Origin of the sequence: Streptomyces sp. NPDC059166, from assembly GCF_042755185.1 — a bacterium.
In the GTDB taxonomy this organism is placed as follows: Bacteria; Actinomycetota; Actinomycetes; order Streptomycetales; family Streptomycetaceae; genus Streptomyces.
The window spans coordinates 81,658-102,101 of the sequence record NZ_JBHZCI010000009.1; the positions used below are offsets into that span (position 1 = coordinate 81,658).

Below are 20,444 nucleotides of genomic sequence, written 5' to 3' on the forward strand. Positions count from 1 at the left end.
ACTCAGGATTCGGTGTGGGCCGAAAGACTACGGCTGGGCCCGGCCGGCCGCCAGGCTGCCTCCATGCCTCAGGACACCACGACGGGTGCGACCCGTGACGAGCCCGCCGCCCCGCCCGCTCCGCCTGCCTCCCCGCCCGGCCCCGGGACGGACGGGGAGCCGGGCGGCTACCGCGCCGTGTTCGCCGTACGGGAGTTCCGGGCGGTCTTCGCCGCGCATCTGCTCTCCCTCCTCGGCGTCGTCGTCAGCGAACTCGCGCTCACCGTGCTCGTCTACGACCTCACCGGCTCCCCGCTGCTCTCGGCGCTCACCTTCGCGCTGGGCTTCCTTCCGTACGTCGTCGGCGGCACGCTGTTCGCCGGGGTCGCCGACCGCTACCCCGCACGCCGGGTCCTGGTCACCTGCGACCTGATCTGCGCGGCCTGCGTGGCGGTGATGGTGCTGCCGGGCACCCCGGTCGGCGCGCTCCTCGCCCTGCGCTGCGTGGTGGCCGCGGTGGCGCCCGTCTTCACCGGGACCCGGACGGCGGCCCTCGCCGACGTCCTCGGCGAGGGTGACCTCTTCGTCCTCGGGCGATCCCTGCTGCGCCTCGTCTCGCAGAGCGCCCTGCTCGTGGGGTTCGGCGTGGGCGGTGCGCTGCTCACCGTGCTGTCGCCCCGTGCGGCGATCACCATCACGGTGCTGACCTTCCTCTGCTCCGCCGCCCTGCTCCGTCTCGGCACACTGGACCGGCCCGCACGGGGAGGCGCCGGCGGCACCCTCCTGAAGGAGTCCCTGGCCGGTGCCCGGGCGGTCCTCGGGGACCGGCGCACGCGCGGACTCCTGCTGCTCTTCTGGGTGCCTGCCTTCTTCGTGGTCGCCCCGGAGGCCCTGGCGGCGCCCTACGCCGACGCGATCGGCGCCGGTCCCGCCGGTGTCGGGCTGCTGATGGGGGCGATGGCCGTCGGGCACATCGGGGCCGAGCTCTACGTGGGCACGGCCCTGGGCCAGGCCGCCCGCTCCCGGATCGTGCTGCCCGTCGCGGCGCTCGGCCTGGTCCCTCTGGTGCTCTACGGCTTCCGGCCCGGTACGGCCCTGTCCGTGGGGGCCCTGGTGCTCACGGGTGCAGGGGCGGCGTACGTCATCGGCCTCGACCAGTGGTTCGTCGACGCGGTCCCCGAGGAGCTCCGGGGCCGTGCCATGACGCTCCTCACCGCCGGACTGATGACGGTCCAGGGGCTCGGCATGGCCCTCGCGGGGCTGGCGGCCGAGTTCCTGCCGGTGCACCAGGTGGTGGCGTGGTCCGGCGCGATCGGCACGGTCTGCACGCTCCTGCTCGTCCTGGAGGTACGTAGAACGCGTGTCCGGTACCGAAGTGCGAGACAGGGCTGAGCGCCATGTGACCAGTGGGTAAGGTCGTGCCGTGCCGAAGCCGCTCAGCCTCCCCTTCGATCCCATCGCCCGCGCCGAGGAACTCTGGCACCGGCGCTGGGGGCCGGTGCCCTCCATGGGCGCGATCACCTCGATCATGCGTGCGCAGCAGATCCTGCTCGCGGAGGTGGACGCGGTGGTCAAACCGTACGGACTGACCTTCGCCCGGTACGAGGCCCTCGTGCTGCTCACCTTCTCCCAGGCCGGTGAGCTGCCGATGTCGAAGATCGGCGAGCGGCTGATGGTCCACCCCACGTCGGTGACGAACACCGTCGACCGGCTGGTGCGCTCGGGGCTCGTGGACAAGCGCCCCAACCCCAACGACGGACGCGGCACGCTGGCCTCGATCACGGACAAGGGGCGTGAGGTCGTCGAGGCGGCCAGCCAGGACCTGATGGCCATGGACTTCGGGCTCGGCGCGTACGACGACGAGGAGTGCGCGGAGATCTTCGCCATGCTGCGGCCGCTGCGGGTCGCGGCCCAGGACTTCGAGGACAAGCGGTAGGCCCTCGCGTCCACCGGTGGGCGGGGCATGGCCGATCCCGCGCCCTGCGCCCCGGCCCGCCGGGGTGAGGCGGTCGGGGTCCGGGGCGCCGCAAGATCGCCCCGGGTGTCCGGTTACGCTCGATGGCATGAAACGCAGTGTGCTGACCCGATACCGGGTGATGGCCTACGTCACCGCCGTGATGCTGTTGATCCTTTGCGTGAGCATGATCTTCAAGTACGGCTTCGGCACGGGTGAGAACGTGACGCTCGTCGTCTCGCAGATCCACGGTGTCCTCTACATCATCTACCTGATCTTCGCCTTCGACCTGGGGTCCAAGGCGAAGTGGCCGGTCGGCAAGCTGCTCTGGGTGCTGATCTCCGGCACGATCCCGACGGCTGCCTTCTTCGTCGAGCGCAAGGTGGTCCGCGAGGTCGAGCCGCTGATCGCCGACGGCTCGCCGCAGGCCGTCAAGGCCTGACGCGCACGACCCGAACCGCCCCGCGCGAAGCGCCGGGCGGTTTGCCGTCGACATTTACTAGGACGTCCTAGTAAATTTGTGCCATGGACGCATCTGCGATCGAGGAAGGCCGCCGGCGCTGGCAGGCCCGTTACGACAAGGCCCGCAAGCGTGACGCGGACTTCACCACGCTCTCCGGTGATCCCGTGGAGCCGGTCTACGGCCCCCGCCCCGGCGACACCTACGAGGGGTTCGAACGGATCGGATGGCCCGGTGAGTACCCCTTCACGCGGGGCCTCCACGCCACCGGGTACCGGGGCCGCACCTGGACCATCCGCCAGTTCGCCGGCTTCGGCAACGCCGAGCAGACCAACGAGCGGTACAAGACCATCCTGGCCAACGGCGGGGGCGGCCTGAGCGTCGCCTTCGACATGCCCACCCTCATGGGCCGGGACTCCGACGACCCCCGCTCACTGGGTGAGGTCGGCCACTGCGGCGTCGCCATCGACTCCGCCGCCGACATGGAGGTCCTGTTCGGGGACATCCCGCTGGGCGACGTCACCACCTCGATGACGATCAGCGGACCGGCCGTCCCGGTCTTCTGCATGTACCTGGTCGCCGCCGAGCGTCAGGGCGTCGACCCGTCGGTGCTCAACGGCACGCTCCAGACGGACATCTTCAAGGAGTACATCGCCCAGAAGGAGTGGCTCTTCCAGCCCGAACCCCATCTGCGCCTCATCGGCGACCTGATGGAGCACTGCGCCAGGGAGATCCCCGCCTACAAGCCGCTCTCCGTCTCCGGCTACCACATCCGCGAGGCCGGGGCCACGGCCGCGCAGGAGCTGGCGTACACGCTCGCCGACGGCTTCGGCTACGTGGAACTCGGCCTCTCCCGCGGGCTGGACGTCGACGTCTTCGCGCCAGGGCTCTCCTTCTTCTTCGACGCGCACCTCGACTTCTTCGAGGAGATCGCCAAGTTCCGCGCCGCCCGCCGGATCTGGGCCCGCTGGATGAAGGAGACGTACGGCGCGAGGACCGACAAGGCGCAGTGGCTCCGCTTCCACACCCAGACCGCGGGGGTGTCGCTGACCGCCCAGCAGCCGTACAACAACGTCGTACGCACCGCGGTGGAGGCGCTCTCCGCGGTCCTCGGCGGCACCAACTCCCTGCACACCAACGCCCTGGACGAGACGCTCGCGCTCCCGTCCGAGCAGGCCGCCGAGATCGCCCTGCGCACCCAGCAGGTGCTCATGGAGGAGACCGGCGTCGCCAACGTCGCCGACCCGCTGGGCGGTTCCTGGTACGTCGAGCAGCTCACCGACCGCATCGAGGCCGACGCGGAGAAGATCTTCGAGCAGATCAAGGAGCAGGGCACCCGCGCCCACCCGGACGGCAAGCACCCGATCGGGCCGATGACCTCGGGCATCCTGCGCGGGATCGAGGACGGCTGGTTCACCGGTGAGACCGCCGAATCCGCCTTCCGCTACCAGCAGTCGCTGGAGAAGGGCGAGAAGCGGGTCGTCGGGGTGAACGTCCACCACGGCTCCGTCACGGGGGACCTGGAGATCCTCCGGGTCAGCCACGAGGTGGAGCGCGAGCAGGTGCGTGTGCTCGGCGCGCGCAAGGCGGACCGCCAGGAGGCGAAGGTCCGTGACGCGCTGGACGCGATGCTGGCCGCCGCGCGCGACGGCTCGAACATGATCGCCCCGATGCTGGACGCCGTGCGGGCCGAGGCGACGCTCGGCGAGATCTGCGGGGTGCTGCGCGACGAGTGGGGCGTCTACACCGAGCCGCCCGGCTTCTGACGGGGCGGTGGCGGTCCTCCCGGGCCGGGATCAGCCCCGCGGAGAGGCCGCCGCCCCCAGCCCCGAGAGCAGCAGCTCGGTGAAGCGCCGGGCCCAGTCGGCGTCGACGGGCTCGGCGCTCACCAGAGCCCGGTGCACGACCGCGCCGGCGATCACGTCGAAGATCAGGTCCGCGGTGCGCGCGGCCGCCGCCGGGTCGGGCTCGGCGGGCAGCTCCCCGCGTCCCGTCGCCCGCTCGCGCCCCTCCAGCACCAGCCGCTTCTGCCGGGCGACGATCGAATTCCGTATCCGGTCCCGCAGGGCCTCGTCCCGCGTGGACTCGGCGACGACCGCCATCAGGGCCGTCTTGGTCTCCGGCCGCTCCAGGAGGGCGGCGAACTGCAGGACGACCGCCTCCACATCGGCCGCCAGACTCCCGAGGTCCGGCAGCTCCAGTTCGTCGAAGAGCACCGCCACCGCGTCCACGACCAGCTCGTTCTTGCCCGCCCAGCGGCGGTAGAGCGTCGTCTTGGCCACCCCGGCCCGCGTCGCCACGTCACCCATCGTCAGCTTCGACCAGCCGAGGTCGACCAGCGAAGCACGGGTCGCCTCCAGGATCGCGGCGTCGGCCTCGGCGCTGCGGGGACGCCCGGATCGGGAGGGTTCGGTGGGGCTGCGGCTCAGCATGCGGGTGACCATACCGGCCGGTAAGTAGATGTGACCGGCCCGGGAGCGGGTGAGACAGATCACCGGGCACTCTTGCCCAGCAGGGGGTGTGGGCAGTTACGCTACGGCTCGTAGCGTAAGGAGCGACGGTCCGTCCGTCGCCGCGCCACGAACGATCGACAGCCACAGGCACCGGGTGGGGACCCGGTACCGACCGCGGGGTCCCAGGACCCCCGAACCGTTCTCCGTCCGCGTGTCACGCACTCCGGTGTGGCCGGGGACGGGGGCGGTTCACGGATCGCTTTCCGGAACGGCGCGCACAGGGGGGAGGATGTACGTATGCAGCCTAGGAACATGTCCATGAGCGGTGTCGTCGACCTCGCCGCTGTGAAGGCGGCCGGCGACGCGAAGGCGAAGGCCGAGCAGGCCCGCGCGGAGTCCGCCCGCCAGGGCGGCGGCGGTGCCGTGTCACCCGCCTCCCTGGTGATCGACGTCGACGAGGCGGGATTCGAGTCCGACGTCCTCCAGCGCTCAACCGAAGTCCCCGTCGTCATCGACTTCTGGGCCGAGTGGTGCGAGCCCTGCAAGCAGCTCGGCCCGCTGCTGGAGCGGCTCGCCGTCGAGTACAACGGCCGCTTCCTGCTGGCCAAGGTCGATGTCGACGCCAACCAGATGCTGATGCAGCAGTTCGGCATCCAGGGCATCCCGGCGGTCTTCGCCGTGGTGGCCGGTCAGGCCCTCCCGCTCTTCCAGGGCGCGGCCCCCGAGAGCCAGATCCGCCAGACCCTGGACCAGCTGATCCAGGTCGGCGAGGAGCGCTTCGGCCTCACCGGGATCACCGTGGACCCGGAGGCCGGGGGCGACGCCGCCGAGGGCGTCCCCGCCGAGGTGCCGCCGGGTCCGTACGACGCACAGCTGGAGACGGCCGCGCAGGCGCTGGACGCCAACGACTTCGACGGTGCGGTGCGCGCCTACAAGGGGATCCTCTCCGACGACCCGGCGAACACCGAGGCGAAGCTGGGCCTCGCGCAGGCCGAACTGCTCGGCCGCGTCGCGGGCATGGACCCCCAGCAGGTCCGCAAGGAGGCAGCCGAGAACCCGGCCGCACCGGCCGCGCAGATGGCGGCGGCCGACCTCGACCTCGTCGGCGGTCATGTCGAGGATGCCTTCGGGCGGCTCGTGGAGACGGTCCGCCGCAACTTCGGCGACGACCGCGACGCCGTGCGGGTCCGGCTCCTCGAGCTCTTCGAGGTGATCGGCCCCGAGGACCCCAGGGTCACCGCGGCGCGGACGGCGCTCGCGAGGGTCTTGTTCTGATGTGACAACACGGCCGTGGAGCCCTCGTGGCACCACGGCCGTTTTCGCGGGTGAACGACAAGGAACACCCTCGCTTTACCAAAACTTGATAAAAGAACGTGCTGTTACTGCCAGTAAATCACCTCCTGGAGTCTGTCCCGTTTCGGACAGTAATGCGACCGTTCGCACGTCCCTTTGATGCCACCCTGTGTGGCCGTTCGGTGCCGCTTTGTCGTGTCCGGGTTATCGGGTCGTTACCAGTGAGTAACGACCCCCCTTGTGTCACGGCCGCGAATGCACCACGATCGGCCACGCTCGGTCCAATACCCGCCGGTCCGGCTGCCAGTCGGCACAGGCGGGTCCGTTGGGTCCCCACCGAGTGGTCGGCGGCAGTGGCGCCGATCGCGGACAGGGGGGTTCCTGCCCCTGGGCAGGGCCTGTCCGAACCGGTCGCGCAGACGCGCGGTCAGTGGTTGTCGCTCGGGGGTGATCGCCGGTGATTCGGACGCGGTACGCGCTTCCGGTCCGGGCGCTCTCCTTCCCGAGGACGTAGCACTTCTCCCATCCCAGGGCGGGCACGAAGCCCGTACCGGAGATGTACGTCCGAGAAGGAGGAATTACATGAGTTCTCAGGTTCGCGGTGGTACGAGATGGAAGCGTTTCGCTCTGGTCATGGTGCCGAGCGTCGTCGCGACCGCCGCGGTCGGCGTCGGCCTGGCGCAGGGCGCGCTCGCCGCGTCGTTCAGCGTCTCCGGCCAGAGCTTCAAGGTCTCCACCGACAAGCTCGTCGGTGAGGACTTCGTCCAGTACGGCAGTGTCGCTGTCGGCAAGGACCTCAAGGGCGGCGACGCGGCCCACCCGGTGGCCGTGTCGGGCTTCAGCAAGGCCACGATCACCAACATGTGCCAGTCGGTGGTCACCCCCGACCTGCCCTTCGGTCTCGGCAGCGTCAGCCTTCAGCTGAAGGCCGGCACCGACCCGAAGAAGCCGGTCGAGGCGACCAACCTCTACCTCGACGTCGCACAGCTCGACGCGGACGCGTACTTCGAGCAGATCGACATCGGCGTCGCAGCCGGTTCGGTCGGCAAGCCCGGCATCCAGTCCGGTACGGAGAAGGCCGTCAACCCGAACGGCTTCGCCCAGCGTGCCAAGACGGCGACGCTGTCCAACGTGGAGCAGACGGCCTGGGCGACCACGGCCGGCACGTTCAAGCTCAGCAACCTGAGCCTGAAGCTGCACAAGGGCGTCAAGGAGTGCTTCTAGCACTCGCCCGGGTGGCCGGTGCCCCGTGAGGGTCTCCGGCCACCCACCCCTTCTCTTCTCACAGCAGTACCGGTTCCAGGGAGCTGTTTTCCATGAGCCCCGAGTCCACAGGGCAGAACGAGCACTACCTCACCGTCTGGCGGCGGGGATTCCGCACCTGGCGGGGTAACCGGCCTTTCTGGGCGGGCCTGTTCACCATCCTGGGCGGTGTACCCATCGCGTACTTCCCGTACGCCAACATGCACCTCGGCAACATGACGATCGCGATGTCCACCACCGCCGGTGCGGGGTCGCTGATCATCGGGGTCCTGCTCATCACGCTGGGTCTCACGATGTGGTTCCACCACATCGTGCGGGTGTTCGCCGGTGTCGCAGCGATCCTGCTCGCACTCATCTCCATACCCGTCGCCAACATAGGCGGCTTCATCGTCGGATTCCTCTTCGCCCTGCTCGGTGGAGCCCTCTCCGTCTCCTGGGCCCCGGCCGAGGCGAAGGCCGCCGAGACCCCTCAGGCCGCGACGGCCGATGGCGGTACCCCCGGGGGCCAGGAGCCCCACGAGACGTCCGAGGCTCCGCGGAAGCCGGGGTTCTTCCAGGTGGCGGATGCCGACGGTGGGAGGCACCGTGCGGGGTGACGACGGGCAGACGAACGAACTCGGGCCGGAGGACCTCTCCGAGCGAAGAGGGCCGCGCCACGCGGCCCCGAGGAAGTCACTCCTGACGAAGCTCCACATGCCGGCCGGCAAGAAGGCCTTCGCCCTCGCCGCGATGCCCACGGCCGTCTTCGTCGGGATGGGACTCACGCCCAGGCTGGCGATGGCCGACGACAACTCGGACATCCCCTTCGCCCCAGGGCCGTGCGTGACCCGGTCGGACGAGCCTTCCGAGTCGCAGACCCAGGAGGAGAAGCCGGACCCGAGCGCCACGGAGTCCGACGACGCCTCCAAGGACGATGCCGGCAAGGACGACGCCGGCAAGGACGAAGGCTCCAAGGGCGACGGCTCCGAGGGTGCCGGGAGCGGCTCGACCGCCACGCCGAAGCCCTCCGCGAGCGCGGGGACGTCCGACGAGAGCGGCACAGCCGCCACAGCGGCCACCCCGGAGCCCGCGAAGTCGAAGAACCCCCTCGACCCGCTGGGCCTCGGCGACGCGCTCAAGGACCTCTTCGACGGGCCGGACAAGACGACGGCGGAGCCGGCTCCCGAGGAGACCCCGGCGAGCGAGGAGCCGTCCGGCAGCGCCACCACCGAGCCGGTGGAGAAGGCCGCTGAGGGTGCGAAGGACACGGTCGAGAAGACCACCGACGCCATCCGCGGCGCGGCCGAGAAGGCCGGTGAGGACGTCGAGGAGCTCGACGACGACGTCAAGGGCCTCGACCCGGTGAAGGACGAGGACATCCCGGACGGCGCCAAGGAGCGCTTCCCCTGCCCGACCGCCGACCCCGAGGCGCTCGCCGCGGCCGACCTGGAGCAGGGCATCCCGCTGCTCCCGGACGACCCGTGGACCCTGGAGACCTCCAAGCTCACGCTCACCGGGCTCGACTACAAGGGCATCGTCGAGGTGAGGACGTACAACGGCACCGTCAAGAAGGTGCTGAAGTTCACCGCCGACACCATCGACATCAAGGACCTGCACCAGCTGACGAAGGGTCCGGCCGGCACCACCGGTCACGTCAAGGCGGAGGAGGGCTCGACCTCCACCATCCGCCACGGCACGGTGACCATGTACACGGAGAGCCTGAAGGGCAACCTCTTCGGCATCATCCCGATCACCTTCAGCCCGGAGTCCCCGCCGCCGCTGAACGTGCCGTTCGCCTTCTTCACCAACGCGACGGTGAAGCAGGCCGGCCAGTTCGGCGGATCGCTCAAGGTCCCCGGCCTGCAGAACTACTTCACCGGCGGCAACAGCTGACCGGTGATCCGGACCCGTCCGGGAGCCGCACGACGACGGTGGCCCGCACCCCCCAGGGGGGTGCGGGCCACCGTCGTGTCCGCCGTCAGGCGAGTCAGGCGCGCTCGCCGCTCAGGTGGTGCACCCGGACCATGTTGGTGGTGCCGGGGACGCCGGGGGGCGAGCCGGCGGTGATGACCATCGTGTCGCCGTCGCTGTAGCGGTTCAGCTTCAGCAGCTCGGCGTCGACCAGATCCACCATGGCGTCGGTGTTGTCCACGTGCGGCACGACGTACGACTCGACGCCCCAGCTCAGCGCGAGCTGGTTGCGGGTCGAGTCCTCCGTGGTGAAGGCCAGGATCGGCTGCGCGGTGCGGTAGCGGGAGAGACGGCGGGCGGTGTCACCGGACTTGGTGAAGGCGACCAGGGCCTTGCCGTCCAGGAAGTCCGCGATCTCGCAGGCCGCGCGGGCGACCGAACCACCCTGCGTGCGGGGCTTCTTGCCCGGAACCAGCGGCTGGAGGCCCTTGGACAGGAGCTCCTCCTCGGCGGCCACGACGATCTTCGACATCGTCTTGACCGTCTCGATCGGGTACGCGCCGACCGAGGACTCGGCCGACAGCATGACCGCGTCCGCGCCGTCCAGGATCGCGTTGGCGACGTCGGACGCCTCGGCGCGGGTTGGCCGCGAGTTGGTGATCATCGACTCCATCATCTGGGTCGCCACGATCACCGGCTTGGCGTTGCGGCGGCACAGCTCGATGAGGCGCTTCTGCACCATGGGGACCCGCTCCAGCGGGTACTCCACGGCGAGGTCACCGCGGGCGACCATCACACCGTCGAAGGCGGCGACGACGCCCTCCATGTGCTCGACGGCCTGCGGCTTCTCGACCTTGGCGATGACGGGGACCCGGCGGCCCTCCTCGTCCATCACCTTGTGCACGTCCTTGACGTCCTCGGCGTCCCGCACGAAGGACAGGGCGACCAGGTCGCAGCCCATCCGCAGCGCGAACCTGAGGTCCTCGACGTCCTTCTCGGACAGAGCGGGGACGTTGACCGCCGCACCGGGCAGGTTGATCCCCTTGTGGTCGGAGATGACACCGCCCTCGATGACGATGGTGGTCACCCGCGGGCCCTCGACCGAGACGACCTTCAGCTCGACGTTGCCGTCGTTGATCAGGATCGGGTCGCCCTTGGCGACGTCGCCGGGCAGCCCCTTGTAGGTGGTGCCGCAGATCGACTTGTCGCCGGGGACGTCCTCCGAGGTGATGACGAACTCGTCCCCGCGGACCAGCTCGACGGGACCCTCGGCGAACTTCGCGAGGCGGATCTTGGGGCCCTGGAGGTCGGCGAGCACGCCGACCGCGCGGCCGGTCTCGGCGGCGGCCTTGCGGACGCGGTCGTAACGGCCTTGGTGCTCCTCGTGGGTACCGTGACTGAAGTTGAAACGGGCCACGCTCATGCCGGCCTCGATCAGAGCGACGAGCTGCTCATGGGAGTCGACGGCGGGACCGAGGGTGCAGACGATTTTGGAACGGCGCATGAGGCGGATCCTATCGGTTTGTTTCACTGCGGAATATTCCGTCTGGTGGAAGATACAAAAGGGCGCGGGTCCGCTCAGTTGTGGACCAGGTCGAAGGTCTGGCCGGCGATCTCCAGCTCCTCGTCCGTGGGTACCACGGCCACGGCGACGAGTGCGCCGTCCGGCGAGATCAGCCGCGGTTCCCCGGACCGCACGGCGTTGAGGTCCGCGTCCACGGAGAGGCCGAATCCCTCCAGCCCCGCGAGCGCAGCCTCCCGTACGGGAGCCGAGTTCTCCCCGACCCCCGCCGTGAACGCCACGGCGTCCACCCGGCCGAGGACGGCCGAATAGGCGCCGATGTACTTCTTCAGCCGGTGGATGTAGATGTCGAAGGCGAGCGTGGCCCGCTCGTCGCCCTCGTCCACCCGGCGCCGGATCTCCCGCATGTCGTTGTCGCCGCAGAGTCCCACCAGCCCGCTGCGCTTGTTCAGCAGCACGTCGATCTCGTCCGCCGACATGCCCGCGACCCGCTTCAGGTGGAAGGTGACGGCGGGGTCGACGTCCCCCGAGCGCGTGCCCATGACCAGCCCCTCCAGCGGGGTCAGCCCCATGGAGGTCTCCACGCACCGGCCGCCCCTGACCGCGGACGCCGACGCGCCGTTGCCCAGGTGCAGCACGATCACGTTCACCTCGTCCACCGGCCGGCCCAGCAGTCCGGCCGTCCTGCGCGAGACGTAGGCGTGCGAGGTGCCGTGGAAGCCGTACCGGCGGATGCGGTGCGCGTCCGCGGTCTCGACGTCGATCGCGTACCGCGCCGCGTACTCCGGCATCGTGGTGTGGAAGGCCGTGTCGAACACGGCGACCTGGGGCAGGTCCGGGCGCAGCGCGCGCGCCGTACGGATCCCGGTGATGTTCGCCGGGTTGTGCAGGGGCGCCACCGGCACGAGCCGCTCGATCTCCTTCAGCACCTCGTCGGTGATCACCGTGGGCTCGGAGAAGCGCAGCCCGCCGTGCACCACCCGGTGCCCGATCGCGGCGAGTTCCGGGGAGTCCAGTCCGAGCCCGTCGGCGGCAAGCTCGGCGGCGGCCGCCTCCAGCGCCTGCGCGTGGTCGGCGATCGGGGTGGTGCGCTCGCGGGGGCCGCCGCCGGTCAGCGGGGTGTGCACGAGCCGGGACGACGACTCGCCGATCCGCTCGACCAGGCCGGTGGCCAGCCGTGAGCGGTCACGCATGTCCAGCAGCTGGTACTTGACCGACGAGGAGCCGGAGTTGAGCACGAGCACGCGGTGGGCGTCATTCATGGGGCGGGAACCTTCGCTGGTGGGGCGGGTGGTCATCGCGGTCAGTCCTCTGCCTGCGCCTGGATCGCGGTGATGGCCACCGTGTTGACGATGTCCTGGACCAGCGCGCCGCGCGACAGGTCGTTGACCGGCTTGCGCAGGCCCTGCAGGACCGGGCCGACCGCGACCGCGCCCGCCGAGCGCTGGACCGCCTTGTAGGTGTTGTTGCCGGTGTTGAGGTCGGGGAAGATCAGCACGCTCGCCCGGCCCGCCACCTCCGACGCCGGCAGCTTGGTCGCGGCGACGGACGGTTCGACCGCGGCGTCGTACTGGATCGGGCCCTCGATCCTCAGGTCCGGCTGCGAGGCGCGTACCCGTTCCGTGGCCTCCCGCACCTTGTCGACATCGGCGCCCGAGCCGGAGGTGCCCGTCGAGTACGAGAGCATCGCGATCCGGGGTTCCACGCCGAACCGGGCGGCGGTCGCTGCGGACTGCACCGCGATGTCCGCGAGCTGCTCCGCGTCCGGGTCCGGGTTGACCGCGCAGTCGCCGTAGACCAGGACCCGGTCGGCGAGGCACATGAAGAAGACCGAGGAGACGATCGCGGCGTCCGGCCGGGTCTTGATGATCTCGAAGGCCGGACGGATCGTCGCCGCCGTCGAGTGCACCGAGCCGGAGACCATGCCGTCGGCCAGACCCTCCTGGACCATCAGGGTGCCGAAGTAGTTGACGTCGGAGACGACGTCGTACGCCAGCTCGACGGTCACCCCGCGGTGCGCGCGCAGCTGGGCGTAGCGCTCGGCGAAGCCCTGGCGCAGCTCGGAGGTCTGCGGGTCGACGATCTGGGTGCCCGCGAGGTCGATGCCCAGGTCGGCGGCCTTCTTGCGGATGACGTCGGGGTCCCCGAGGAGGGTCAGGTCGCAGACGTCGCGGCGCAGCAGCACGTCGGCCGCGCGCAGGACGCGTTCCTCGGTCCCCTCGGGGAGGACGACCCTGCGCCGGTCGGCACGGGCCTGTTCCAGCAGTTCGTGCTCGAACATCATCGGCGTGACCCGCCCGCTGCGGGCCACGGAGATCCGCTCCAGCAGGGCGCCGGTGTCCACATGGCGTTCGAAGAGGCCGAGCGCGGTCTCCGCCTTGCGCGGTGTGGCGGCGTTCAGCTTGCCCTCCAGGGAGAAGAGCTCGGCGGCCGTGGGGAAGGAACCTCCGCTCACCGCGACGACCGGGGTGCCCGGAGCCAGCCGCGCGGCCAGCCGGAGGATCTCCTCGCCGGGGCGTTCGTTCAGGGTCAGCAGGAGTCCCGCGATGGGCGGGGTCCCCGCGCTGTGGGCCGCGAGCGAACCGACGACCAGGTCCGCGCGGTCCCCGGGGGTGACGACCATGCACCCGGGGGTGAGGGCCTTCAGGAGGTTGGGCAGCATGGCCCCGCCGAACACGAAGTCCAGGGCGTCCCGGGCCAGGCCGGAGTCGTCGCCGAGCAGAACCGTTCCGCCGAGGGCGCTGGTGATCTGGGCGACGGTGGGCGCCGAGAGCGCCGGATCGTCCGGCAGCACCGAGCAGGGGACGGGGAGCTGGGCCGCCAGGCGCTCGGCGATGTCCTCGCGGTCCTCGGACGCCACCCGGTTCACGATCATCCCGAGGACGTCGCACCCGAGCCCCGCGTACGCCCTGAACGCGTTGCGCGTCTCGGCCCGCACCGACTCGGCGTCCTGGTCCTTTCCGCCCACCACCGCGATCACCGAGGCGCCGAACTCGTTGGCCAGGCGTGCGTTCAGGGCCAGTTCGTCGGGGAGCTGGGTCGCCGCGAAGTCGCTGCCGAGGACCAGGACGACCTCGTAGTCCCGGGCCACCCGGTGGAACCGTTCGACGAGCAGGGAGACCAGCTCGTCCGTGCCCTTCTCCGCCTGGACCGCGGAAGCCTGGTGGTAGTCGAGGCCGAAGACGGTCTCGGCGCTCTGCGAGAGCCGGTAGCGCGCCCGCAGCAGCTCGAAGAGGCGGTCGGGGCCGTCGTGGACGAGGGGCCGGAAGACGCCGACCCGGTCCACCTGACGCGTCAGTAGCTCCATGACTCCCAGGTCGACGACCTGGCGGCCGTCCCCCCGGTCGATCCCCGTCACGTACACACTGCGCGCCACGCGTGGTCTCCCGTCCTGTTTGGCTGGCATTGTCCTTTTGACGATACCTACCCGTGCAGGTGGACCGCCCGCCGGGCACCGGGCCCCCTCCGGCGCCGGGCCGCCCGGCCGACGAGCCGGAAGCGGTGGTGCCCGGCCAGGCGTGGGACAATCGTCCTGGCTCACGGTACGGGGGTTTCTCGACGGGTTCCCGGAACGCAGGACACAAGCGAGCAGGAGACAGAGCAGGATGCGCATCGGAATTCTCACCGCAGGCGGCGACTGCCCAGGCCTGAACGCCGTGATCCGGTCGGTCGTGCACCGTGCCGTGGTGGGTCACGGCGATGAGGTCATCGGCTTCGAGGACGGCTTCAAGGGGCTTCTGGACGGCCACTTCCGGCCCCTCGACCTGAACGCCGTCAGCGGCATCCTGGCCCGCGGCGGCACGATCCTCGGCTCTGCCCGGCTGGAACGCGACCGTCTCCGCGAGGCGGCCGAGAACTGCGCGGAACTCTCCCGCCGGTACGGCATCGACGCCCTGATCCCGATCGGCGGCGAGGGCACGCTCACCGCGGCCCGCATGCTGTCGGACGCCGGGATGCCCGTCGTCGGCGTCCCGAAGACCATCGACAACGACATCTCCGCGACCGACCGGACCTTCGGCTTCGACACGGCGGTGGGCGTCGCGACCGAGGCCATAGACCGTCTCAAGACCACCGCCGAGTCGCACCAGCGGGTCATGGTCGTCGAGGTCATGGGGCGTCACGCGGGCTGGATCGCGCTGGAGTCCGGCATGGCCGGCGGCGCCCACGGGATCTGCCTGCCGGAGCGGCCCTTCCAGGTCGACGACCTGGTCAAGATGGTCGAGGAACGCTTCGCGCGGGGCAAGAAGTTCGCGGTCATCTGCGTCGCCGAGGGCGCGCACCCCGCCGAGGGCTCCATGTCGTACGCCAAGGGCGAGATCGACCAGTTCGGTCACGAGCGCTTCAAGGGAATCGGCAACCGCCTCGCAGCCGAGCTGGAGCTGCGCCTCGGCAAGGAGGCCCGGCCGGTCATCCTCGGGCACGTGCAGCGCGGTGGCACGCCGACCGCGTACGACCGGGTGCTCGCCACCCGCTTCGGGTGGAACGCCGTGGAGGCCGTGCACCGCGGTGACTTCGGCCGGATGACCGCCCTGCGCGGGACCGAGATCGTGATGGCCCCCCTCGCGGACGCGGTGACGCGGCTGAAGACCGTGCCCAGCGACCGGATGTACGAGGCCGAGTCGGTCTTCTGACCGCAGTCGAGCGGCCCGTCCGTCCGCGCCGGGCTCACCGGTTCCGTCGGGCGGGGGCGGCCCGCGCCGGGCTCACCGGTTCCGTCGGACTCGAGTCCGTCCGTGTCCCGGGCGAGCCGCGTCGGCGCCTTCGGTGCGGGCCTCTTCCGTGCCATCGGGCGGGGGCCCGTCGCCCGAGGACCCGTTCGTCTTCGTCATGCCCGGTCCTGCCGCCCTGGCCGGTCGTGCCGGCCGTCTCCTGCCGGCCGTCGAGGGTGTGTCGTCCTGGACGGCCGACGCCCGCTCGGGGCGGCGGGACCGGGGGGAACGGCGGCGGGCGGATCCGTGAAGGCGCTCCCGCCCGGTGGCCTCAGACGCCCGCGGTGCGCCAGAACTCCTCGACCACCCGGTCCAGGAACTCCCGGCCCTCGTCGCCGGCCGTGCCCGCCCGGTCCCGGCCCGTGGTGTTCCAGCTGAGCGTCGAGACCATCAGCGACTGGTAGTCGGTGTGCAGTTGCTCCAGCACGTCCTGGATCAGGATGCGGTCCAGCGGTACGAGCTTGTCCACCGGGCGTACGTATGCCTGCCACCGGGTGGTGACCGCGCGGGTCAGCAGATCCGCCAGCTCCTCGTTGCGGCCGGTCGCGGTCAGGAACTGGGCCGCCGACATGTCGAGTGCCTCGCGGAGCGCCTCGGCCTGGCGGTCGTTGCCGCGCCAGCGGCCGGAGTCCTCGATCCGCTGGTAGGCGCTCGCCGTCATCCCGAGGGCCCTCGCGAGGTCGTCCACCGAGATGTCCCGGGCGATCCGGTGCTCGCGCAACGTGCTCGCCGCCGCCAGCAGTTCACCCGGCGCGCACCACAGCACGCCGGCCAGTGCCTTGATCTCGCGCTCCCCGGGCAGGGCCGTGCCGCGCTCCCATGCCATCACGGTCTCGGCCGTGATCCGCATGCCGTACTGCGCGGCGAGGCCGTACGCAACATGTCCGGGAGCCATTCCGAGTGCCTCACGCAGGCGGCGCGCGGCGGGGGCGTTGAAGGGCGGGGTGGGGTGCACGGCCCCACCGTAGAAGCCCGCGAACGGCCTGGCTACAGGCTGTTCCTATCAGTTCACCCTTCGTGCGATCCTCCTAGAACGCCCTTGCTGGGGCGTCTCGGACCATCAGCGGGTTTCGGCCACCCAGTGGTAGTGCAGTTCCGGTCGCCCCACCTGACCGTAGCTGGGCCGCCGGACCGCCCTGTCCACCGTCACGAGGTGCTCCAGGTAACGGCGGGCGGTGATCCGGGAGATCCCCAGCTCCTCACCCGCGGCCGCCGCGGTGATGCCCTGAGCGGCCTCCCGCAGGACCCTCGTCACGGCCTCCAGCGTCGGACCGCTCAGCCCCTTGGGGAGCGCGGCCGGGTCGGCGACCCGCAGAGCACCCAGCGCACGGTCCACCTCCTCCTGTCCGCTCGCCTCACCGGCCGCGGCCCGGAACTCGGCGTACCGCACGAGCCGGTCCCTGAGGGTGGGGTAGGTGAACGGCTTCAGCACGTACTGCACGACGCCGAGGGACACGCCCTCGCGGACCACCGCCAGGTCACGGGCCGAGGTCACCGCGATGACGTCGGCGCCGTGCCCCGCGGCCCGGAGGGAGCGCAGCAGCTGCAGCCCGTGGCCGTCGGGCAGATAGAGATCGAGCAGCAGCAGGTCCACCTCCGTGCGCTCCAGTGCCCGCACGGCCCCGGCCCGGGAGTGGGCGACGGCGGCGACCTCGAAGCCCGGCACCCTGCCGACGTACATCTGATGGGCGTCGGCCGCCACAGGGTCGTCCTCCACGACCAGCACCCGGATCACGGCGCCACCACCGCCGTCCGCCGGTCCGCCGCCCGCTCCTCCAGGGGCAGCCGCACCGTGAACCGCGCGCCGCCGCCCGGCGCCCGTCCCAGGACCACCGTCCCGCCGTTGCGGTGGACCGCCTGCCGTACGAGCGCGAGACCGAGGCCGCGTCCGGTGCCGTGGGTCGACCAGCCGCGCCGGAAGACCTCGTCCGCCTCGTCGGGGCCGATGCCGCGACCGCTGTCCTCGACCCGCAGCAGCAACTCGCCCGGCTCCGTGCGCGCGGTCACCGTGACCACCGCCCGCGACGAGGTCCGCCGGGCCGGCACCGGCCCGCCGCCGCCCGCGGCCGACTCCGAGGCCGCGTCCACCGCGTTGTCGATGAGGTTGCCCAGGATCGTCACCAGGTCCCGTGGGGCCGTCGAGGCGGGCAGCGCCCCGTCGTCGATCAGGCTGTCCGGCGCCAGCACCAGTTCCACGCCCCGTTCGTTGGCCTGCGCCGCCTTGCCGAGCAGCAGCGCGGCCAGCACCGGTTCGGCGACGGCCCCCACGACCCGGTCGGTGAGCACCTGCGCCAGCTCCAGCTCCGCCGTCGCGAACTCCACCGCCTCGTCGACCCTGCCGAGCTCGATCAGCGACACCACCGTGTGCAGCCGGTTCGCCGCCTCGTGCGCCTGCGAACGCAGGGCCCGGGTGAAGCCGCGCTCCGAGTCGAGCTCGCCGGAGAGAGCCTGGAGCTCGGTATGGTCCCGCAGCGTCACGACCGTACCCCGGCGCTCGCCGCCCACCACCGGACTGGTGTTGACGACGACGACCCGCTCCGCCGTCAGGTGGACCTCGTCCACCCGGGGCTCGGACGCCAGCAGCGCCCCGGTCAGCGGGGCCGGAAGGTCCAGCTCGTCCACCCGGCGCCCCACCGAGTCCGGCGCCAGCCCCAGCAGCTCACGGCCGGCGTCGTTGATCAGGGCCACCCTGCGACGGCCGTCCAGCATCAGGAGTCCCTCGCGCACCGCGTGCAGGGTCGCCTCGTGGTACGTGTGCATCCGGCTCAGCTCGCGCGCGTTCATCCCGTGGGTGTGCCGTCGCAGCCTGGCGTTGATCACGTACGTCCCGAGCGCGCCCAGCGCCAGGGCCGCGCCGGCCGCGGTGGCGAGCGCGCGGAGCTGCTCCCGCACCTGGGTCGACACCCGCTCGACGGTGATGCCCGCGCTCGCCAGGCCCACGATCCGGCCCTCGTCACGGATCGGCGTGACCACCCGTATCGAGGGGCCGAGCGTCCCGGTGTAGGTCTCCTCGAACGTCTCGCCGAGCAGGGCGCGCTCGGTGTGCCCGATGAACCGCCGGCCGATCTGCGACGGATCGGGGTGCGTCCACCGCACGCCCCGGGGGTCCATGATCGTGACGAAGGCGATCCCGGTGTCCGCACGGACCCGTTCCGCGTACGGCTGGAGCGCGGCGGAGGGGTCCGGGGTACGGATCGCCTCCCGCACCGAGGGTGATCCGGCCATGGCGAGGGCGGCGGCCCGCACCTGGCGGGCCGCGGTCTCCTCGGCCTGCGAGCGGCCGGAGGCGTAAGCGAAGAAGGCGCACCCGGCCACCACAGCCGCCACGAGCAGGGCCTGCATCGCGAACAGCTGGCCGGCCAGGCTGCGGGGGAGGGCACGGGACAGGCGCATGCCGCACAGTCTGCCTGGCGGTGCCCACCGGCCCAAGATGGCCGATAAGCGTCTGTGAACGATATGAACGCAAGGGTGACGGCCATCACAGGGGAGGTGAATAGTCGCCGGGGCCCCCAGGGACGGGGGAGCAACCCCGTAAGCAGCCGAGGAGGGCCCCCGTGGTTGAGAAGACCGCACGACGGGACCGTACGCACTATCTCTACCTGGCCGTGATCGCCGCGGTGGTGCTGGGCATCATCGTGGGCCTGGTCGTCCCGGACTTCGCCGTGGAGCTGAAGCCCATCGGCACCGGGTTCGTCAACCTCATCAAGATGATGATCTCGCCGATCATCTTCTGCACCATCGTGCTGGGGGTCGGTTCCGTACGCAAGGCCGCCAAGGTCGGCGCGGTCGGCGGCCTCGCCCTCGGCTACTTCCTGGTGATGTCCACCGTGGCCCTGGCCATCGGCCTGGTCGTCGGCAACATCCTCGAGCCCGGATCCGGCCTCCACCTGACCGAGGCGGCCCGCGCGGCGGGTGAGGCCCAGGCGGGCGACAGCGATTCCACCGTGGACTTCCTGCTGGGCATCATCCCCACGACCATGGTGTCGGCCTTCACCGAGGGCGAGGTCCTGCAGACCCTGCTCATCGCCCTGCTCGCGGGCTTCGCGCTCCAGGCCATGGGCTCCGCCGGCGAACCGGTCCTGCGGGGTATCGGCCACATCCAGCGGCTCGTCTTCCGCGTCCTCGCCATGATCATGTGGGCGGCGCCGGTCGGCGCGTTCGGCGCCATGGCGGCGGTGGTCGGCGAGACGGGCGTGGACGCCCTGAAGTCGCTCGCCGTCATCATGATCGGCTTCTACGTCACCTGCGCGCTCTTCGTCTTCCTGGTTCTCGGCGCGATCCTGCGCGTGGTGGCGGGGATCAACATCTTCTCGCTCCTGAAGTACCTGGGGCGCGAGTTCCTGCTGATCCTCTCCACCTCCTCGTCGGAGTCCGCCCTGCCGCGGCTGATCGCGAAGATGGAGCACATGGGCGTCAGCAAGCCCGTCGTCGGCATCACCGTGCCGACCGGCTACTCCTTCAACCTCGACGGCACCGCGATCTACCTCACGATGGCCTCGCTCTTCATCGCCAACGCGACCGGCGACCCGCTGAGCATCGGCGAGCAGATCTCGCTGCTCGTCTTCATGGTGATCGCCTCCAAGGGCGCGGCCGGAGTCACGGGCGCCGGTCTGGCGACCCTCGCGGGCGGACTCCAGTCCCACCGCCCCGAACTGGTCGACGGCGTCGGCCTGATCGTCGGCATCGACCGCTTCATGAGCGAGGCCCGCGCCCTCACCAACTTCGCGGGGAACGCGGTGGCCACGGTGCTCGTCGGCACCTGGACCAAGGAGATCGACCGGGACCGGGCGGACCAGGTCCTCTCCGGTGCGCTCCCGTTCGACGAGCAGACGATGACGGACGACCACCGCCCGGCGGACGCCGAGGTCCCCGAGGCCAGGGACGGCGGCGAGGAGAAGCCCTCACTCACCAAGGTCTGACC

Annotated in this window: 17 protein-coding genes; 10 read left to right on the forward strand and 7 right to left on the reverse strand. The window is 71.0% G+C overall.

Annotation, left to right across the window (positions count from 1 at the left end):
• The first annotated feature begins 63 nt into the window (after window positions 1-63).
• From ACFXOA_RS09360 to ACFXOA_RS09375, 4 genes are all read left to right on the forward strand, one after another.
• On the forward strand, window positions 64-1,371 hold the full coding sequence (locus ACFXOA_RS09360; protein ID WP_385024305.1) for an MFS transporter: 1,308 nt from the start codon (window positions 64-66) through the stop codon (window positions 1,369-1,371).
• A gap of 31 nt (window positions 1,372-1,402) precedes the next feature.
• Entirely contained in the window at window positions 1,403-1,915 is a 513-nt protein-coding gene (locus tag ACFXOA_RS09365) for a MarR family winged helix-turn-helix transcriptional regulator (RefSeq protein ID WP_385024307.1), read from the forward strand.
• A 127-nt stretch (window positions 1,916-2,042) separates the two neighbouring features.
• Window positions 2,043-2,375 carry a DUF3817 domain-containing protein gene (locus ACFXOA_RS09370; RefSeq protein ID WP_385024309.1) on the forward strand — a complete coding sequence of 111 codons (333 nt, stop codon included), beginning with the start codon at window positions 2,043-2,045 and terminating at the stop codon, window positions 2,373-2,375.
• Window positions 2,376-2,458: 83 nt separating this feature from the next.
• On the forward strand, window positions 2,459-4,159 hold the full coding sequence (locus ACFXOA_RS09375) for a methylmalonyl-CoA mutase (RefSeq protein WP_385024311.1): 1,701 nt from the start codon (window positions 2,459-2,461) through the stop codon (window positions 4,157-4,159).
• 30 nt (window positions 4,160-4,189) lie between these two features.
• Here the strand turns inward: ACFXOA_RS09375 and ACFXOA_RS09380 are convergent, their stop codons facing one another.
• Window positions 4,190-4,825: a TetR/AcrR family transcriptional regulator gene (locus tag ACFXOA_RS09380; protein WP_385024313.1), complete on the reverse strand. Its 636-nt coding sequence runs from the start codon at window positions 4,823-4,825 to the stop codon at window positions 4,190-4,192.
• A 318-nt stretch (window positions 4,826-5,143) separates the two neighbouring features.
• Between ACFXOA_RS09380 and ACFXOA_RS09385 the strand changes: the two genes are divergently transcribed.
• The 4 genes from ACFXOA_RS09385 to ACFXOA_RS09400 all read left to right on the forward strand — a co-directional run bounded on the left by ACFXOA_RS09385 (window position 5,144) and on the right by ACFXOA_RS09400 (window position 9,274).
• Window positions 5,144-6,121 (forward strand): tetratricopeptide repeat protein, encoded by a 978-nt coding sequence (locus tag ACFXOA_RS09385; protein ID WP_385024315.1) that lies wholly within the window; start codon window positions 5,144-5,146, stop codon window positions 6,119-6,121.
• A gap of 600 nt (window positions 6,122-6,721) precedes the next feature.
• On the forward strand, window positions 6,722-7,363 hold the full coding sequence (locus tag ACFXOA_RS09390; RefSeq protein ID WP_385024317.1) for a DUF6230 family protein: 642 nt from the start codon (window positions 6,722-6,724) through the stop codon (window positions 7,361-7,363).
• 92 nt (window positions 7,364-7,455) lie between these two features.
• Entirely contained in the window at window positions 7,456-7,998 is a 543-nt protein-coding gene (locus ACFXOA_RS09395) for a DUF6114 domain-containing protein (RefSeq protein ID WP_385024318.1), read from the forward strand.
• A complete protein-coding gene (locus ACFXOA_RS09400) occupies window positions 7,988-9,274 on the forward strand; it encodes a hypothetical protein (protein WP_385024473.1) in 1,287 nt (428 codons plus the stop codon). Before ACFXOA_RS09395 ends, ACFXOA_RS09400 begins: the two co-directional genes overlap by 11 nt.
• A 94-nt stretch (window positions 9,275-9,368) precedes the next feature.
• Here the strand turns inward: ACFXOA_RS09400 and pyk are convergent, their stop codons facing one another.
• The 3 genes from pyk to pta all read right to left on the reverse strand — a co-directional run bounded on the left by pyk (window position 9,369) and on the right by pta (window position 14,190).
• The gene (pyk, locus tag ACFXOA_RS09405) at window positions 9,369-10,796 is read right to left on the reverse strand and encodes a pyruvate kinase (RefSeq protein WP_385024320.1); all 1,428 of its coding nucleotides are present in this window, start codon (window positions 10,794-10,796) and stop codon (window positions 9,369-9,371) included.
• Between the two features lie 74 nt (window positions 10,797-10,870).
• The gene (locus tag ACFXOA_RS09410) at window positions 10,871-12,076 is read right to left on the reverse strand and encodes an acetate kinase (protein WP_385024322.1); all 1,206 of its coding nucleotides are present in this window, start codon (window positions 12,074-12,076) and stop codon (window positions 10,871-10,873) included.
• Between the two features lie 41 nt (window positions 12,077-12,117).
• The gene (gene pta / locus ACFXOA_RS09415) at window positions 12,118-14,190 is read right to left on the reverse strand and encodes a phosphate acetyltransferase (RefSeq protein WP_385024324.1); all 2,073 of its coding nucleotides are present in this window, start codon (window positions 14,188-14,190) and stop codon (window positions 12,118-12,120) included.
• Between the two features lie 229 nt (window positions 14,191-14,419).
• Here pta and ACFXOA_RS09420 point away from each other — a divergent pair, with 229 nt between their 5' ends.
• The gene (locus ACFXOA_RS09420; protein ID WP_362542142.1) at window positions 14,420-15,445 is read left to right on the forward strand and encodes an ATP-dependent 6-phosphofructokinase; all 1,026 of its coding nucleotides are present in this window, start codon (window positions 14,420-14,422) and stop codon (window positions 15,443-15,445) included.
• Window positions 15,446-15,794: 349 nt separating this feature from the next.
• Here ACFXOA_RS09420 and ACFXOA_RS09425 read toward each other — a convergent pair whose 3' ends face one another.
• The 3 genes from ACFXOA_RS09425 to ACFXOA_RS09435 form a co-directional block, all read right to left on the reverse strand.
• Complete coding sequence (locus ACFXOA_RS09425; RefSeq protein ID WP_385024475.1) at window positions 15,795-16,418, reverse strand: helix-turn-helix domain-containing protein; 624 nt, start codon at window positions 16,416-16,418, stop codon at window positions 15,795-15,797.
• A gap of 165 nt (window positions 16,419-16,583) precedes the next feature.
• A complete protein-coding gene (locus tag ACFXOA_RS09430; RefSeq protein ID WP_385024326.1) occupies window positions 16,584-17,258 on the reverse strand; it encodes a response regulator in 675 nt (224 codons plus the stop codon).
• The gene (locus ACFXOA_RS09435; RefSeq protein WP_385024328.1) at window positions 17,255-18,916 is read right to left on the reverse strand and encodes an ATP-binding protein; all 1,662 of its coding nucleotides are present in this window, start codon (window positions 18,914-18,916) and stop codon (window positions 17,255-17,257) included. Before ACFXOA_RS09435 ends, ACFXOA_RS09430 begins: the two co-directional genes overlap by 4 nt.
• A 161-nt stretch (window positions 18,917-19,077) precedes the next feature.
• Between ACFXOA_RS09435 and ACFXOA_RS09440 the strand changes: the two genes are divergently transcribed.
• A complete protein-coding gene (locus ACFXOA_RS09440; protein ID WP_385024330.1) occupies window positions 19,078-20,442 on the forward strand; it encodes a cation:dicarboxylate symporter family transporter in 1,365 nt (454 codons plus the stop codon).
• The last annotated feature ends 2 nt before the right edge of the window (window positions 20,443-20,444 follow it).

What these genes read in the sequence shown, in the direction of transcription:
- ACFXOA_RS09390 (WP_385024317.1), top strand. Translation starts at nt 6,722, where the DNA reads ATGAGTTCTCAGGTTCGCGGTGGTACGAGATGGAAGCGTTTCGCTCTG.
- ACFXOA_RS09360 (WP_385024305.1), top strand. Translation starts at nt 64, where the DNA reads ATGCCTCAGGACACCACGACGGGTGCGACCCGTGACGAGCCCGCCGCC.
- pyk (WP_385024320.1), bottom strand. Translation starts at nt 10,796, where the DNA reads ATGCGCCGTTCCAAAATCGTCTGCACCCTCGGTCCCGCCGTCGACTCC.
- ACFXOA_RS09370 (WP_385024309.1), top strand. Translation starts at nt 2,043, where the DNA reads ATGAAACGCAGTGTGCTGACCCGATACCGGGTGATGGCCTACGTCACC.
- ACFXOA_RS09410 (WP_385024322.1), bottom strand. Translation starts at nt 12,076, where the DNA reads ATGAATGACGCCCACCGCGTGCTCGTGCTCAACTCCGGCTCCTCGTCG.
- ACFXOA_RS09425 (WP_385024475.1), bottom strand. Translation starts at nt 16,418, where the DNA reads ATGGCTCCCGGACATGTTGCGTACGGCCTCGCCGCGCAGTACGGCATG.
- ACFXOA_RS09435 (WP_385024328.1), bottom strand. Translation starts at nt 18,916, where the DNA reads ATGCGCCTGTCCCGTGCCCTCCCCCGCAGCCTGGCCGGCCAGCTGTTC.
- ACFXOA_RS09420 (WP_362542142.1), top strand. Translation starts at nt 14,420, where the DNA reads ATGCGCATCGGAATTCTCACCGCAGGCGGCGACTGCCCAGGCCTGAAC.
- ACFXOA_RS09375 (WP_385024311.1), top strand. Translation starts at nt 2,459, where the DNA reads ATGGACGCATCTGCGATCGAGGAAGGCCGCCGGCGCTGGCAGGCCCGT.
- ACFXOA_RS09385 (WP_385024315.1), top strand. Translation starts at nt 5,144, where the DNA reads ATGCAGCCTAGGAACATGTCCATGAGCGGTGTCGTCGACCTCGCCGCT.
- ACFXOA_RS09380 (WP_385024313.1), bottom strand. Translation starts at nt 4,825, where the DNA reads ATGCTGAGCCGCAGCCCCACCGAACCCTCCCGATCCGGGCGTCCCCGC.
- ACFXOA_RS09395 (WP_385024318.1), top strand. Translation starts at nt 7,456, where the DNA reads ATGAGCCCCGAGTCCACAGGGCAGAACGAGCACTACCTCACCGTCTGG.